This window comes from Kiloniella laminariae DSM 19542, from assembly GCF_000374005.1.
Lineage (GTDB): Bacteria > Pseudomonadota > Alphaproteobacteria > Kiloniellales > Kiloniellaceae > Kiloniella > Kiloniella laminariae.
In genome coordinates, this window is the sequence record NZ_KB893169.1 from 25,326 (window position 1) to 39,556 (window position 14,231).

Here is a 14,231-nt window from a genome sequence, read left to right on the forward strand (position 1 = left end):
TTTAGTGGAGGAACAAGATGCTACGGGATATCCAGATTCAAATTGATAATCATCCGGAAAATGTAACGCGTATGATGACGGCCCTCCAGCTGGCTGCAAAGCAGGATAGCGTCCATCTTATCGGAGTACATGCTCTCAAGACCCCGGAAGCAATCCTTTACGGGGCTCCACACGGCATAACAGGCTACTTCCCGGAAGAGGTAATTCAAACTCAACGGGAAAATATTCAGAACCAGGCCAATGAGCTTCGGAAAGTTTTTGAGGAGCAAGCAGAAAAAGCCGGTATTTCCCATGAATGGCGCCAACTTGAAGGTCGCGAAGTAGATATTGTCGCATTCCATGCCCGCTTTACTGACCTCACAATTATCAGCCAGTCCAAAGGCAATTTTGCCGATGAACTTGAATTCTCCGGCTCCTTGTTAATGGAAAACGGCCTACCCATTCTTGCTGTCCCGCATAAAAAGATCCCGGATGATATCGCGGGGAATATCCTGATCGCCTGGAATGGCTCCCCGGAGGCTGCCAGGGCTGTAAAAGGTGCATTGCCACTTTTAAAAATTGCCAGGAAAGTTGTCCTTCTTTCTGTTGGAGAAACTGAAGAAGACAGTATTTCCCAGAATGATATCGCCAACCACCTCTCTCGCCATGGAATCATCTGTAAACGGAGAACAGAGCAAAGCCCCTTCCCGGAAGATATTATAATGGGAGTAACCCAGAGCGAAGACATCGGACTTATTGTTGCTGGAGCATGGGGGCACAGCCGCATCAGGGAAATGATTTTTGGCGGAGTTACGAAGAGCCTCTTTGCCAACCAGCAAATCCCGGTCCTCTTGTCTCACTAATTTTGCAGAATAATCTACAAGACGACAAAGTGAACGTAACGGTGCAGATGCCACAGCAGAAGGTTACTGTTAGGCTTTCTTCTCCCACCCGCCGCGTTCCGTCTGTTGCCAGTAAGTCAGGTCATGATCTGCAGTTTTCAGATTCTTCCAATGGCTTCGCGCCGCTTGTACAGAAACAGAGTTATTACCATCAAACAAAATGGCGCAGAGCGAGGCTTTTACATCAGATAGCTGTTCTGCGCTTGCTCCCTGGATCAGGAAAATGACATCAGCCGATTTAATTTCTGCTGGTTGTACGGTTAACCAGACTGGATGTTCGTCCTGTACTCCGTCTCGTTTTGTGCCATGTGGCAGAAAAGAATCAGGACGATAGCTCCAGAGAGCCTGGTCGATTTCTGCAAGGCGTTTTTCATCCCCGGAGAAGACAACAGCTTTCTGCTCCCGCTCCAAAACCTTTTCCAGCATCTTTGGCAAAGCAGATTCCAGCGGTGTTCTGGTCAGATGATAGAATCTAATGTCAGCCATAATTCACGTCATCTCTTGGAAGAGCGAACAGCTGCGCTGTTCGCTCTTCTGGATAGGTCAAGCTTCGTAGTTATCGGCAACGAAGCGTTCAAGCAAGCGAACGCCGAACCCCGTCGCCCCTTTTTCTGAAATCGGCTTGTCTTTTGCAGACCAGGCAACGCCGGCAATATCGATATGAACCCAGGGTGTCCCGTTTTCGATAAACCTTTGCAGGAATTGTGCTGCTGTAATGGATCCGGCAAATCTGCCACCAATATTCTTCATGTCAGCAGCCTCACTATCGATCAGCTTGTCATAACAATCAGCCAGCGGCAGACGCCAAACCCGCTCATCAACAGCTTCTCCTGCGGTAACAAGCTTGCTGGATATATCATCACTATTAGAGAAGATACCTGCGATATCATTGCCCAGAGCAACGAGGATGGCTCCGGTAAGGGTCGCCAGATCGATTATCAGCCGGGGTTTGTACTTTTCCTGAACATAAGACAGAACATCTGCGAGTACCAGACGCCCCTCTGCATCGGTATTAAGTACCTCAATCGTTTTTCCGGAATAGGACCTTACGATATCTCCGGGACGCTGGGCATTGCCCGAAGGCATGTTCTCGGCCAACCCGCAGGCCCCGATAACATTGACCTTCGCTTTTCGCCCCGCCAGAGCTTTCATTAGGCCATAGACTGTCCCGGCACCTCCCATGTCAAACTTCATGTCCTCCATGCCCGCCGCAGGTTTAAGAGAGATACCTCCCGTATCAAAAGTCACCCCCTTGCCCACAAAAGCCAGAGGTTTCTGCTCCCGGCTTTCCGGTGCCCCGTTCCATTCCATGATCACGACCTTGGAATCCCTGGCGGACCCCATGCCAACGGCCAGCAGGGCATTCATTCCAAGATCAGCCATTTCAGCTTCACCAAGAACCGTGACCTTGACACCCATTGCCTCGAGTTCCTTTGCCTGCTCGGCAAAACTTTCGGGATAGAGGCGGTTTGGTGGTTCTGATACCAGTTGGCGGGTAAACAAGACGCCCTGAGCAACTTTCTCAAGCTTCTCAAAAGTAGTCTGGGCATTTTCCGGGGATGCACAATGCACCGTCATTGCCTTCAAAGAGGGCATGCTCTCGGGCTTGATATTGGTCTTGTAGGTATCAAACCGATAGGACCTCAACAAGGCACCGTGAGACACATGCGCCGCAAGTACGGCCTCATCCTTGCCTTCTGCCGACAATCCATCGATTGCAATACAGACTTCGGTCTCCCCCTTGCCGGACAGCTCCTTGTATACACGCCCCCCCAGATTCTCCAGATCAACCACCTTAAGAGCTGACTTCTTGCCAAGGCCTGCCAGGAGAATTCGACTGTTATCAAGGTTTGCTGGAGCGAGAATATCAAGGAGCTCGCCTGATTTTCCCTTGAAACGGCTGTTTTCCATTGCCCTGAGGATCTTTCCTCCGCAGGCCTTGTCCATGGCCCCTGCTGTTGGGGACAACTCTCCGTCTTCATATACGGTGACAACCAGCGCAGCTGTTGTGGGAACATTTCCTGAAATGAAGGAAAACTTCATGCTATCCTCTTTGAATATGAATTAATGAAACGGTGAACAAAATTTGTTACTCGGTCCTCTGAAGTTGACGCAAATCAGAAAACTTTCAAGTGTTCACCCAAATCTCTTTGATCTAACGTAAAAGTTCCACGATTTAACTGGACGTGGCAAGGCTGTTCTGGCTATTTCTTCACAGTATATTTTGCGAGACAGATTTCGGACACTGATGCAGATTATCTCACGTTACATGTTATTGCAGCTGGTTTTATTCGCCATATCCGTCGCGATATCCCTTGCTGTGGCCGTATGGCTGGCGCAATCCCTGCGTTTTGTGGACATGATCGTAAATGATGGTCTGCCAGCCTCGACCTTCTTCTACTTTGTCATTCTTCTGATGCCCTACTTTCTTGTCATCGTGATTCCGGTCGCAACCTTCTGCTCGGTGTTGTTTATATATAACAAGCTCAACACCGACAGCGAGCTGATCGTCCTGAGAGCAGCTGGATTTTCACAATTTCAGCTCGCAGGTCCGGGGATCAAGCTGGGTGTGCTCGCCATGCTTTGTGTGGTTTCAATCAACCTCTATTTCCTCCCCGCCTCCTACCGCGAATTCAGGGAACTCCAGCACTATTTTCGGGACAATCTCTCCCCCGTCCTTCTCAAGGAAGGAAAATTCAATACACTTAACAACGAATATACAATTTACTTCAAAGAGAAAACGCCAGCAGGAGAATTAAAGGGACTGCTTGTCCATGACAGCAGCACCGTCGGTGTTCAGGTCACCTACCTGGCAGAGACTGGAGCACTGTTAAAAGAACAGGATGATTTCAGAGCGATACTCTGGAATGCCAGCCGACAGGAAATTGATCCTGAAACCGGACGCCTTTCAATTGCCTATTCTGACAAGTATGTGTTGAAATTTGCTAACATCAGCCAGGATGAAGGCGATCGCTGGCTCAAACCAAGAGAACGCTTCCTCTCGGAGCTTCTTTTTCCCGATTCAGAAAACCCACGAGATTTGGATAATTTTGATGAACTCGTCGCAGCTGGACATTATCGAATTTCCAGCCCGCTTTTCACCTTGGCAATGGCTTTCATTGCCCTGGCCTGCCTCCTTTCAGGAGAATTCAGCCGACGGGGACAGCTCGGCAGGATAATGGTCGCCATCTGCTGTATGGGTTTAATGATGTTGGCAATGTTTCTGCTCAAAGACATCACAGAAAAAAACTCAAATCTTATCCCCGTTCTCTATATCTGGCCACTTGCCGTCATTATGATTTCAGTTTTTGTCCTACAAAAAGCTAAGAGAAACGTTTCACTCAGAAATTCAGAAAGTACTGAAGATGATCAGAAGACTGAATCTCGTGACCAGTTAACGGAGCGATCGAGGGGATGACTGTTTTTCATGAAAAAAGAACTGTAAAACCGGCTTTTATCTCCTGGACCCTCTTCAGTTATTCCTCCAGAAACTACCTTTTCAGTTTCTTCGGTTTTTTTGCCGTACTTATGGGGGTTGTATTCCTGATTTCCCTGCTCGAAGTGTCAGATGATCTCGAAGATAAGGCCGTTCCCTTTTTACAGATCGTAAAAATTGTTCTCTATCGTTTGCCTCAACTGAGCGAGGAAATCATGCCTTTCATGATTCTCTTCGCCGCAATGGCAACTTTCTGGAAGATGACTCGCGCAAATGAGTTGGTGATTATCAAAACCGCTGGCGTATCAATCTGGGGTATCATTCTCCCTTTCGCTTTTTGTTCTCTTATGATCGGGGTACTCAGTTTTGCTGTTATAAACCCGATATCTTCTGCTCTCTTCGCCAAAAACAAAGAACTTGAGCAGCTGTACAAAAAAAGCGATCAGGCCGTTTTCAAAGTTTCAGAAACCGGATTGTGGCTTCGGCAATCAGACGAAACAGGTATCTCCGTCATCCATGCTGGTTCAGTAAACAGCGACCTCTCACTCAACAGAGTGATCATCTTTCAGCTGGCCGAAGATGGTGATTTTCTCTCGCGGTACGATTCAACTAAGGCCCAACTGGCTGATGGTAGCTGGATTTTGGAAAAAGTCTGGCATTCCTTTCCCGGAGAAAAACCAACCTTTCTGGAAGAAACCCGACTGCCGACAGAGCTGACAATGGAAAAAGTACAGGAGAGTTTTGCCACTCCGAAGTCGATTTCCTTTTGGGAACTTCCCTATTTTATTAACTTGCTTGAAAATGCAGGATTTTCTGCAATCAAGCATAAATTGCAGTTCCACCGCCTCCTTTCCAAACCTTTTCTGTTTATTGCAATGGTTCTTCTTGCCGCAACCTTTTCAATGCAGCAACATAGACGTGGACGGGTTGGCCTGATGATCCTTTCCGGTATACTCACCGGGTTTATGCTTTATTTTCTTTCCAACTTTGTTTTTGCGCTGGGGCAATCCGCCAAGGTCCCTATTGCTTTGGCCGCGTGGTCTCCAGCAGGAGTATCTTTATTGCTAGGCGTTACAATGTTGCTACATCTGGAAGACGGTTAAGCGATGTCTTTTGGGGGGATAAACAGAGTTATGAAAAACAGTGTTTCGGCGATCGCCCTGTCACTGTCTTTTTCTGCGTGTGTAATAAGCGCCAAGCTCGTACATGCACAGGCAGTAGACGCCATTGAACAAAACTTACCTGCGTTGATCAGCGCTGATGAGGTCATTTACGACGAAGGTTTGGGCGTAGTCACAGCAACTGGGAATGTAGAAATATCGCAAGGACAGAGGACTGTTCTCGCTGATACAATTTCTTATAACATCAACAACAATGTGGTAACCGCGACAGGCAACATCAGCCTACTGGAGCCAAGCGGCGATATTATTTTTGCTGAACACGTAGAACTCACAGAAGATCTGAAAGAAGGGTTCATCCGTGATATCAGAGTCCTTCTTTCAGATCGCAGCAGGCTTGCTGCAAGTAGTGGACAACTGACCGGCGGAAATATTTCGGTCTTCACTAACGGTGTATTTAGTCCCTGTGAACTCTGCAAAGACAATCCTGATCGAGCCCCTATCTGGCAATTAAAAGCCAAGAAGGTTACACACAACAAAACTTCGCAAACAATTAAGTACGATCATGCCTGGATGGAAATATTCGGGGTTCCTGTCATCTACACACCCTATCTTGCTCACCCGGACCCAACGGTAAAACGGCGAAGCGGTTTTCTTCTCCCTAGTTATGGAAGCTCCACCCAGCTTGGGAATACACTTCAGATCCCCTATTACTGGGCTATAGATGACTCATCTGAATTTCTTTTTGCCCCGATAGCAACAACAAAACAAGGCATTGTATTAGCTGGTGAGTACGAACGAAAATTCAATACCGGCGACCTATCTATTGAGGCAAGCGCAACAGTTGCGGACCGTAGAGACAGTAACGATACTGTCCGTAACAATGAATTTCGAGGACAAATCATTAGTGAAGGACGCTTCGATATAGATAGAACCTGGAGATGGGGATACAATTTAGAACGTGCGACAGATGATACCTATGGACGAGTTTATGGCTTCAATACTGACTCTGAATTGGAAACTAGTGTTTTTGCCGAGGGTTTTCGAGGCCGAAATTATGCAAAAATCGATAGCTATACCTTTCAAAGCTTGAGAAGTGATATAAATGATTCTGAAAACCCTTTTGTTCTCCCACGGGCAGAATATAACTTCGTCAGTCAACCCGGCATACGTGGGGGGACCTATCGGCTGGACTCGAATCTTCAAGCTTTAGCGCGCTCAGAAGGACGCGATAGTCGTCGTCTCTCTATGATTGGTGGGTGGGATCTCCCTCATACAGGTTCCTGGGGAGACCAATACAAACTAACTGGGCAAGTGCAAACCGATGGGTACTGGGTGAATGATGTTAACCAGGACAGTTCTGACGTCCGTTCCAGCGACAATAACTATAGTGGAGTAACCGGGCGAGTATTCCCTCAGTTAGCTCTGGAATGGCGTTATCCTTTTGCAAGCTACCGTGGCAATTTCACCCAGACGGTCGAGCCGATCGTGCAGGGTATCCTAGCACCAAACGGATCGAACCCCGGAGAAATTCCCAATGATGATAGCCAGGAGTTTGAGTTCGATGATACCTCACTCTTTTCACTCAATCGTTTTGCGGGGACTGACCGCGTCGATTCCGGTAGCCGGGTCAGTTACGGTTTTAAGTGGACAGCCAGCACAACGTCAGGGAATCAAGCTGATTTCCTATTAGGGCAGAGTTATCGGTTTAACGGAAAGAGTGCTCTTTATGAAGAGAACTCGGGTCTTCGCGATCCCCTCTCTGATATTGTCGGCCATGTCGGCATCTACACCACTGATAATTTTGATGCCCTCTACCGCTTCCGAATTGCCCCTGACGATTTCAGCGTAAACCGAAATGAGGTAGAGGTGACAATAGGACCAGAAGCCTTCAACCTCAATCTGGATTATGTCTTCCTGAAAGATGATAATATCGACGATGAAACCAGTGACCGTGAAGAAGTCAAAATTGGTCTCAATAGCCAACTGACTGAATATTGGAGTCTCAACTCAAGTTACACCCGGGATCTTGATGAGGATGATTCCCGCGAAGCCAGCTTGGGAATGATTTATCAGGATGAGTGTATCATTATTGATTCACTCTACACACGCACCTGGTTCCGCGATAGGGAACTTGAACCAGATAACAGATTCACGGTTGAACTAACCTTCAAACATCTTGGTACTATTCAACCGCTGTAGTCACAGAGATAACCTGCTTGATGCCCACTCTACTGAAGCAATAAGGAATTAGATACTCTCATGAAACGCATACTTCTCGCCTCCTTGATGAGTATCCTGTTCCTTTGTGGAAATCCGGCTGTTTCTCAGGATGTCCTGCGCCCTGCAGCTGTTGTGAATGATGACATCATCTCATTATTGGATGTTGCCCAGAGGACCCAGCTCGCCATCATCGCCTCAGGCAGGAAAGATTCCCCGGATCTCCGGCGTAATATGTTACAGCAGGTTGTCCGTACACTAATTGATGAACGACTCAAACTTCAAGAAGCAGAACGGCTGAATATCGTTATTTCAGATCAGGAAATACAGAGTGCTTTTGGCAAGGTCGCAGCCCAGAATAATATGTCGCAAGAGCAGCTTCTTGACACCTTGAGGAAACAGGGGGTTCTGCCAGTTACGCTCTATGACCAGTTCCGTGCAGAACTTGCCTGGAGAGCAGTGATCAACGCCCGCCTTCGTTCGACGATTAACATTACAGATGCCGAAATTGAAGAAGTTGTCGCCAAGGTCCAGGCCGAGGGAGCCAAGACACAAAAGCGGATCTTTGAGATATTTTTGGGCATTGATACCGCTTCTGATGAAGCACGGGTGAAACAACAGGCTGACGAAGCCCTCGCGACAATTAATGGCGGCGCCCAGTTCTCGGCTATCGCCCGCCAGGTTTCCCAGTCCAACAGCGCCAGCCTTGGAGGCGATCTGGGATGGTTGCAAAGCAGTCAGCTCGCCCCGGAACTCCAGTCTGCCGTCGCCTCGGCTACGCCTGGAACCATCCTGGGGCCAATCCATACAACACGGGGCTATTATATACTGCTTATACAGGACGAACGATCCACGCGTAGCGAGGAAAAGGTTCACCTCAAGCAGTTCTTCTTTGCCCTGCCCGAGAACCCGACATTTGAACAGCGTCAGTTGATCCAATCCAAAGCTGCGGATGCCCGGCGCAAATATGAGAGCTGTAGCACGATGGATGCCCTTGCCAAGGAGCTTGGTGATCAGGGATCCGGTGACCTGGGCACGATCAACACCAAAGATCTCCCGCCCGCGACCAGCGACGCAATTCGCACTGTCAGGGTCGGCGAAGTCTCTGCTCCCATACAGGTTTCCGGCGGAATTGCCGTGATCGCGGTTTGTGACCGCCAGGCCAGCGGCGGGATTGACCGCCTGGCGATTGAGCAGAAGCTTGCCGATGACAGGCTGGATAGCCTGGCGCGGCGTTATCTGCTGGATCTGCGCCGCAGCTCCAATGTGGATATCCGCCTGTGACAAAGGCCGCGACCTCTCCTCTCCTTCCCTCGGCTCGTTCTCGGGCTCTTGCCCCCACGCTTCCCCTGGCCCTGACCATGGGTGAACCGGCGGGGATTGGCGGCGAGTTGACACTCAAGGCCTGGCTGGAGCGACGGCATACTACAGCCTCCCCCTTTTTCACCATCGATGATCCGCAGCGGCTGGAAACGCTGGCGGCACAGCTTGGGCTGGAGGTTCCGATCAAGGTGATCACCGGGCCCGAAGAAGCTGCAGGCTGCTTTGCCGAGGCGCTGCCGGTTCTGAGCCAGAAGTTGTCAGATGCTGTGATTTACGGGCAAGCGAATCCGGCGAACGGCAAGGCAGTGCTCGCCTCGATCGAGCGGGCGGTGGAACTGGTGCAGCAGCAGCGGGCCGCGGCGGTGGTGACCAACCCGATCAACAAGGCGGCGCTCTATGATATCGGCTTCAGACACCCCGGCCATACGGAGTATCTCGCTGATCTAGCAGGGATTTCCACGCCGTCGGTGATGATGCTGGCCTGCGCACAGCTGCGGGTCGTGCCGGTGACAATTCATCTTGCCCTCGCACAGGCCATAAAACAGTTGAATGATGAGTTGCTCAGCCACACCATCAGAACCACCCACCGCGCGCTGCAGGAAGACTTCGGCATCGCTGCCCCGCGCCTCGCGGTCTCCGGCCTCAATCCGCATGCGGGCGAGAACGGCTCCATGGGGCGGGAAGAGATCGAGCTGATCATCCCGACGCTGGAACGCCTGCGCAAGGAAGGCATCAACCTGATCGGCCCGCTGCCCGCCGATACCATGTTCCACGCCGGAGCGCGTAAAAACTATGACGTGGCGATCTGCATGTACCACGATCAGGCCCTGATCCCGATCAAGACGCTGGATTTCGACGGCGGCGTCAACATCACCCTCGGCCTGCCCTTTATCCGCACCTCGCCCGACCACGGCACCGCCTTTGATATCGCGGGCAAGGGCATCGCCAAGCCCGACAGCCTGCTCGCCGCGCTGGATATGGCCGCTGATATGGCGGCAGAGATGACAACAAAGGTGGCGGGCAACCGCCGTCAAGCACCGAAGGCCCCGTAACAGCCCTTCCGGTCCAGGCCGCCCCTGCTACAGTGCTCCGGGCCCACTCCCCGAGCCCACGATTTCCCCCCACATGGACATCCCGCGCTCTGGAGTTGACGTCTGGCTCCGATATCCGGCTCCCCTATCTGGTTCCCCTATTTGGCTCCCGGATGTGACATCAGCCGTCTGCCCCAGATCCCTACGCAGAAGCTTCCTGGACCGGAAGGGCGGGCTCAGCCGCTCCTTGATCGGCCTCCCCAAGACGGAGAGGAACTGGCATATCGGCTGCGCTCGGTGACAATATCCAAGTGTCCGTGGCAGTGGTGGAGACGATGGCGTTGACGTTGGGGATGGCGGTGGGGATGGCGGTGGGGATGGCGGTGGCGGTACGATCCACGGGCCCGATGATCGTGATAGCCGTGACGGTGGTCGCCGTTAGTAGTAACAGTGAAAGAGAGCGGGGCGGCAGGCTGGCTGGCTGATGGCGGTCCCGGAGGCGTAGACAAAAAGGGCCGGTTGCAGTCGGGGCAGTGCGAAACAGAATCGCATGGGGCAGAAGTCGACAAACCGATCCATGCGCCAAGCCATAAACAAGAGCCATAAACCAAAACCATAAAGAAACACGATACGGCTTCACGATCTGGCACTATCCGATAGACAAGCCCCGATAGATATAGCCCAATAGGCAGAGATAGATTATACAGCCCCTAGAACCTTGCAGCCTTGCCCCAGCAGGACCTGTGAGCCCAACAACCCCGTAAATCCGAACAAGCAATGAAGCAGACAGCCCCATGAACAGATCCCCGGACGGCCTGCCCCCCCTGCGCGATGTGATCGCCCGCTTCGAACTGGCGGCAAAAAAGTCTCTCGGCCAGAACTTCCTGCTCGACCTCAACCTGACCTCGCGCATTGCCCGCAATGGCGGCCCGCTTGATCAGGGTACGGTGTTCGAGATCGGCCCCGGCCCCGGCGGCCTGACCCGTGGCCTGTTGATGGAAGGCGCGCAGCAGGTCATTGCCGTGGAAAAGGATCAGCGCTGCCTGAACGCCCTTGCCGAAGTCACCGCGGCCTATGACGGCAAACTGACGGTGATCGAGCAGGACGCCCTGACCGTCGATTTCAGCACGCTGGGCAGTGCGCCCCGACGCATTGTCGCCAACCTGCCCTATAACATCTCGACCGTGCTGCTGCTGCGCTGGCTCAAACAGATCGCCGTCGATCCGACAGTCTATGCCAGCCTGACCCTGATGTTCCAGAAAGAAGTGGTCGACCGCCTGACCGCCAGCCCCGGCACCAAGAGCTATGGCAGACTGAGCGTCATGACCCAGTGGCTGTGCAAGGCCCGGGCCCTGTTTGACATCCCGCCCCGCGCCTTTATTCCGCCGCCCAAGATCACCTCGACCGTGGTCCGGCTGGAGCCCCTCGCCGCCCCGCTGGCGCAGGCAGAGGTCGCCGCCCTGGAAAAGGTTACGGAATCCGCCTTTGGCCAGCGCCGCAAGATGCTGCGCCAGAGCCTGAAGACACTGGGCGTGCCCACGGGTGAGCTGATCGAGCGCGCAGGCGTACGGGAAACCGCGCGGGCAGAAGAACTGAGCATTGAGGAATTCTGTACCCTGGCGCGTTGTTTCGTAGAGCTGAAAATAACAACACCCCCCACAACAGCTTCCTGATTCCGGCGGCTGGTCTGAGACAAGAAATAGAGACAATAACGACTGTCCCCTTCGGGATTACTGGCGTCCCCTGCTTGACGTCTCTCGGGCTGAAAGAAGAAGAGATTGATCAGGGAAAACTGCCCCGATCACACCATTCCGAGGGTAGTTCCTGTCAGGTGCGAAATCCCCTCGTTACAGTAGCTTCACATGCATAAGTTATTTATGCTCCCGCACTATCAGCCTGTTCAGTTAAGAGAGTAACGGAATAAAAATGGCAAAATATACTTTCGTTCTCAAGATCGGCTAAAGAGTATTTTATTCGATCAAGGCCAGCATCCAAATGCGATATCTGAAGCCACATAAACTGGGTCAATCCTCCACCAAAATCCGGCAAGTTTAAATTGCTCACGCCTTTAAAACAGACTGATATCATCCCCTCATCAAGGTCGGCATGTTTCCCCATCACCAAAAGCATATTATAAGCATAGGTAACTGGTTCGATATCAATGCGTATCGACCTGACAAAAGTTACTCCAGCCAGTAATTCGTTCAGGTTCTTCAAATCATTCATAAATCAAACCTCCTGCCTTTTCTGTGGGGGCTGGTGATTACAGGCGCTTCAGGCTTCTTCCCCGTAAGATACAGGGATGTTTTTTTGGGCCAGAACTTTCAGCAAATAGTCAGGCGGCTCAAAAAACAGAAAATGATCAGAACCGTAAACAGCTTCGGCAATAAGGGTATCGCCGAAGAAGAACCGCCAACTCGAGATTCCTGAATTAAGTTCAACATCCCAATCCAAAAGATGTCTTCCCATATAACGAAGAATAACCATCAAGCTGTCTTGATTTAGCTTCCAGCAATCTTGAGGCTTGTGGAATGGTTCGCCGTTATAAGCCACCATTCTATCAAGTACAGACACCCCCATATAAAATGGCTTTAATGACTCTCTGAGCTTCTCTTTCCTTCCGGAGCTGCTATCCCCCGGAACATCAACAAGATCAACTGAAAAGCGGGTACAGCCACGGGTTAACAGTGAATAAAGCAGCCACTTGCTTGTCGTAAAGTCAATATCGTCATCAGAAATGGTAATGTACTTCATGGAAATCTCTTAGGGCTTGGTCGTCCAATTTCATTTGCCGACCAAAAGCCAAGTAAACAACTGAACCGCCGAGAAACATTCAATCTGATTCAATCATTACACGATAAATTTGAACTTTGCACTCTTGAGCTGTTTTCCTTTCCGGATTTTGCCTTACCGCTTTTACATAGAAAAACGCCTGAACTGGCTGTGTTCTATATGCCTCGGCCCCGAAGTCCTTCTCACATCTGTGCTGATACAAAGTCTGAACGTCACAGTCTCTCGTGTTTTGGCTTAAAAGCCCGCAGTGGTTCTAGTCCTGAAAATTTAATGGCTCTATGTCAGGCGGACAAAAGCACGTAAGACAAAGCGGTATTTTGTTAAATCGCCAAGGCGGACTGAATCCGGGCTTAGATAACCGGGGCAAAGCCTCCGCCTTACCCATAAAGCCAGGACACCATCATGAACCTCTTTCACGGGCTTTCCGCCTTTCCGATCACACCGACCGATATTCATGGACGGGTAAAGAGTTCTGAGCTTTGCCTGTTGCTGGATCGGATTGTGAAAGCCGGGGTTAACTCGATTGGATTGCTGGGCAGTACGGGCGGCTATGTCTATCTGAGCCGATCAGAACGACAGAGCGCCGTTGCTGCGGCGGTTGATTTTGTCGGGGGTCGGGTACCGGTGATCGTCGGCGTTGGCGCGCTCAGAACCGATGAGGCACAGCATCTGGCCAGGGATGCCCGGGATGCGGGCGCAGATGGCCTGTTGCTGGCCCCGGTTTCCTATGCACCCTTGACCGAAGAAGAGGTCTATCAGCATTTTGTTGCGGTTGCCCGGGCCACGGACCTCCCGCTTTGTATCTATAACAACCCGACAACAACCCGCTTCACCTTTTCACTGGATCTTTTAAGCCGTCTCTCACAGCTTGAGACCATTGCCGCCGTGAAGATGCCCTTGCCACAGGATAATGCCTTTGAGGCCGATCTGGCGCGGCTGCGTCAGCATACCCAGGGAAGCAGCAGGGCAAAGGGCTTTGCCATTGGCTACAGCGGCGACTGGGGCTGCGCGGCAGGCCTTCTTGCCGGAGCAGACAGCTGGTACAGCGTGGTCGGCGGTCTTTTCCCGGTTCAGGCCCTGAAACTGGCAAAAGCCGCGCAAGCTGGTGATGCGCTTGAAACCCAACGGATTGAGCAGTTTTTCCAACCGCTCTGGGCGCTCTTCAAAGAATTCGGGGGGCTGAGGGTTGTCTATGCCGCCGCAAATATCCTGTCGCTCACCGATGCCGTTCCCCACCTGCCGATCCTGCCTCTGAAACCTGCGGATCAGGCGCGGGTCGCCGAGGCCATTGATGTACTGGACAAGCTGAACTAGAAGCCAGCCACATACAGGAGGCGATAACCCTAGGGAACAAGACGTCACGGATCTGATCAGGGGTCAGTTACGGCTTCCCTGCTAATCGATATCTGCTAAACTATACTGCCCGGAT

Annotated in this window: 12 protein-coding genes; 8 read left to right on the plus strand and 4 right to left on the minus strand. The window is 51.4% G+C overall.

The annotated features are described in order from the left end of the window. The first annotated feature begins 17 nt into the window (after positions 1–17). Positions 18–842, plus strand: a complete 825-nt coding sequence (locus B152_RS0119000) for a universal stress protein (protein ID WP_020594032.1) — start codon at positions 18–20, stop codon at positions 840–842. 69 nt (positions 843–911) lie between these two features. On the opposite strand, the gene B152_RS0119005 is transcribed toward B152_RS0119000, so the two are convergent. Both B152_RS0119005 and B152_RS0119010 read right to left on the minus strand, forming a co-directional pair. Then, positions 912–1,367 (minus strand): DNA polymerase III subunit chi, encoded by a 456-nt coding sequence (locus B152_RS0119005; RefSeq protein ID WP_020594033.1) that lies wholly within the window; start codon positions 1,365–1,367, stop codon positions 912–914. 57 nt (positions 1,368–1,424) lie between these two features. Then, a complete protein-coding gene (locus tag B152_RS0119010; protein WP_020594034.1) occupies positions 1,425–2,924 on the minus strand; it encodes a leucyl aminopeptidase in 1,500 nt (499 codons plus the stop codon). 205 nt (positions 2,925–3,129) lie between these two features. Between B152_RS0119010 and B152_RS24380 the strand changes: the two genes are divergently transcribed. From B152_RS24380 to rsmA, 6 genes are all read left to right on the plus strand, one after another. Further along, entirely contained in the window at positions 3,130–4,299 is a 1,170-nt protein-coding gene (locus B152_RS24380; protein WP_020594035.1) for an LptF/LptG family permease, read from the plus strand. Next, complete coding sequence (lptG, locus tag B152_RS0119020; protein ID WP_020594036.1) at positions 4,296–5,420, plus strand: LPS export ABC transporter permease LptG; 1,125 nt, start codon at positions 4,296–4,298, stop codon at positions 5,418–5,420. Before B152_RS24380 ends, lptG begins: the two co-directional genes overlap by 4 nt. 30 nt (positions 5,421–5,450) lie before the next feature. Further along, on the plus strand, positions 5,451–7,637 hold the full coding sequence (locus tag B152_RS24385; RefSeq protein WP_169337439.1) for an LPS-assembly protein LptD: 2,187 nt from the start codon (positions 5,451–5,453) through the stop codon (positions 7,635–7,637). 60 nt (positions 7,638–7,697) lie between these two features. Next, positions 7,698–8,939, plus strand: a complete 1,242-nt coding sequence (locus tag B152_RS0119030; protein ID WP_020594038.1) for a peptidylprolyl isomerase — start codon at positions 7,698–7,700, stop codon at positions 8,937–8,939. Beyond that, positions 8,936–10,030 (plus strand): 4-hydroxythreonine-4-phosphate dehydrogenase PdxA, encoded by a 1,095-nt coding sequence (gene pdxA / locus B152_RS0119035; protein ID WP_020594039.1) that lies wholly within the window; start codon positions 8,936–8,938, stop codon positions 10,028–10,030. The genes B152_RS0119030 and pdxA overlap by 4 nt, the downstream gene beginning before the upstream one ends. A 773-nt stretch (positions 10,031–10,803) precedes the next feature. Next, positions 10,804–11,682, plus strand: a complete 879-nt coding sequence (gene rsmA, locus B152_RS0119045) for a 16S rRNA (adenine(1518)-N(6)/adenine(1519)-N(6))-dimethyltransferase RsmA (RefSeq protein ID WP_020594041.1) — start codon at positions 10,804–10,806, stop codon at positions 11,680–11,682. A 202-nt stretch (positions 11,683–11,884) separates the two neighbouring features. On the opposite strand, the gene B152_RS0119050 is transcribed toward rsmA, so the two are convergent. Both B152_RS0119050 and B152_RS0119055 read right to left on the minus strand, forming a co-directional pair. Further along, positions 11,885–12,235, minus strand: a complete 351-nt coding sequence (locus B152_RS0119050) for a hypothetical protein (protein WP_020594042.1) — start codon at positions 12,233–12,235, stop codon at positions 11,885–11,887. A 48-nt stretch (positions 12,236–12,283) separates the two neighbouring features. Further along, positions 12,284–12,763 carry a hypothetical protein gene (locus B152_RS0119055; RefSeq protein WP_020594043.1) on the minus strand — a complete coding sequence of 160 codons (480 nt, stop codon included), beginning with the start codon at positions 12,761–12,763 and terminating at the stop codon, positions 12,284–12,286. A gap of 441 nt (positions 12,764–13,204) precedes the next feature. On the opposite strand from B152_RS0119055, the gene B152_RS0119060 reads away from it, so the two are divergent. Next, positions 13,205–14,116 carry a dihydrodipicolinate synthase family protein gene (locus B152_RS0119060; protein ID WP_020594044.1) on the plus strand — a complete coding sequence of 304 codons (912 nt, stop codon included), beginning with the start codon at positions 13,205–13,207 and terminating at the stop codon, positions 14,114–14,116. Positions 14,117–14,231 lie beyond the last annotated feature (115 nt).

Coding starts and splice junctions, on each gene's coding strand:
- B152_RS0119000 (WP_020594032.1), top strand. CDS start 18: ATGCTACGGGATATCCAGATTCAAATTGATAATCATCCGGAAAATGTA.
- B152_RS0119005 (WP_020594033.1), bottom strand. CDS start 1,367: ATGGCTGACATTAGATTCTATCATCTGACCAGAACACCGCTGGAATCT.
- B152_RS0119010 (WP_020594034.1), bottom strand. CDS start 2,924: ATGAAGTTTTCCTTCATTTCAGGAAATGTTCCCACAACAGCTGCGCTG.
- B152_RS24380 (WP_020594035.1), top strand. CDS start 3,130: ATGCAGATTATCTCACGTTACATGTTATTGCAGCTGGTTTTATTCGCC.
- lptG (WP_020594036.1), top strand. CDS start 4,296: ATGACTGTTTTTCATGAAAAAAGAACTGTAAAACCGGCTTTTATCTCC.
- B152_RS24385 (WP_169337439.1), top strand. CDS start 5,451: ATGAAAAACAGTGTTTCGGCGATCGCCCTGTCACTGTCTTTTTCTGCG.
- B152_RS0119030 (WP_020594038.1), top strand. CDS start 7,698: ATGAAACGCATACTTCTCGCCTCCTTGATGAGTATCCTGTTCCTTTGT.
- rsmA (WP_020594041.1), top strand. CDS start 10,804: ATGAACAGATCCCCGGACGGCCTGCCCCCCCTGCGCGATGTGATCGCC.
- B152_RS0119050 (WP_020594042.1), bottom strand. CDS start 12,235: ATGAATGATTTGAAGAACCTGAACGAATTACTGGCTGGAGTAACTTTT.
- B152_RS0119055 (WP_020594043.1), bottom strand. CDS start 12,763: ATGAAGTACATTACCATTTCTGATGACGATATTGACTTTACGACAAGC.
- B152_RS0119060 (WP_020594044.1), top strand. CDS start 13,205: ATGAACCTCTTTCACGGGCTTTCCGCCTTTCCGATCACACCGACCGAT.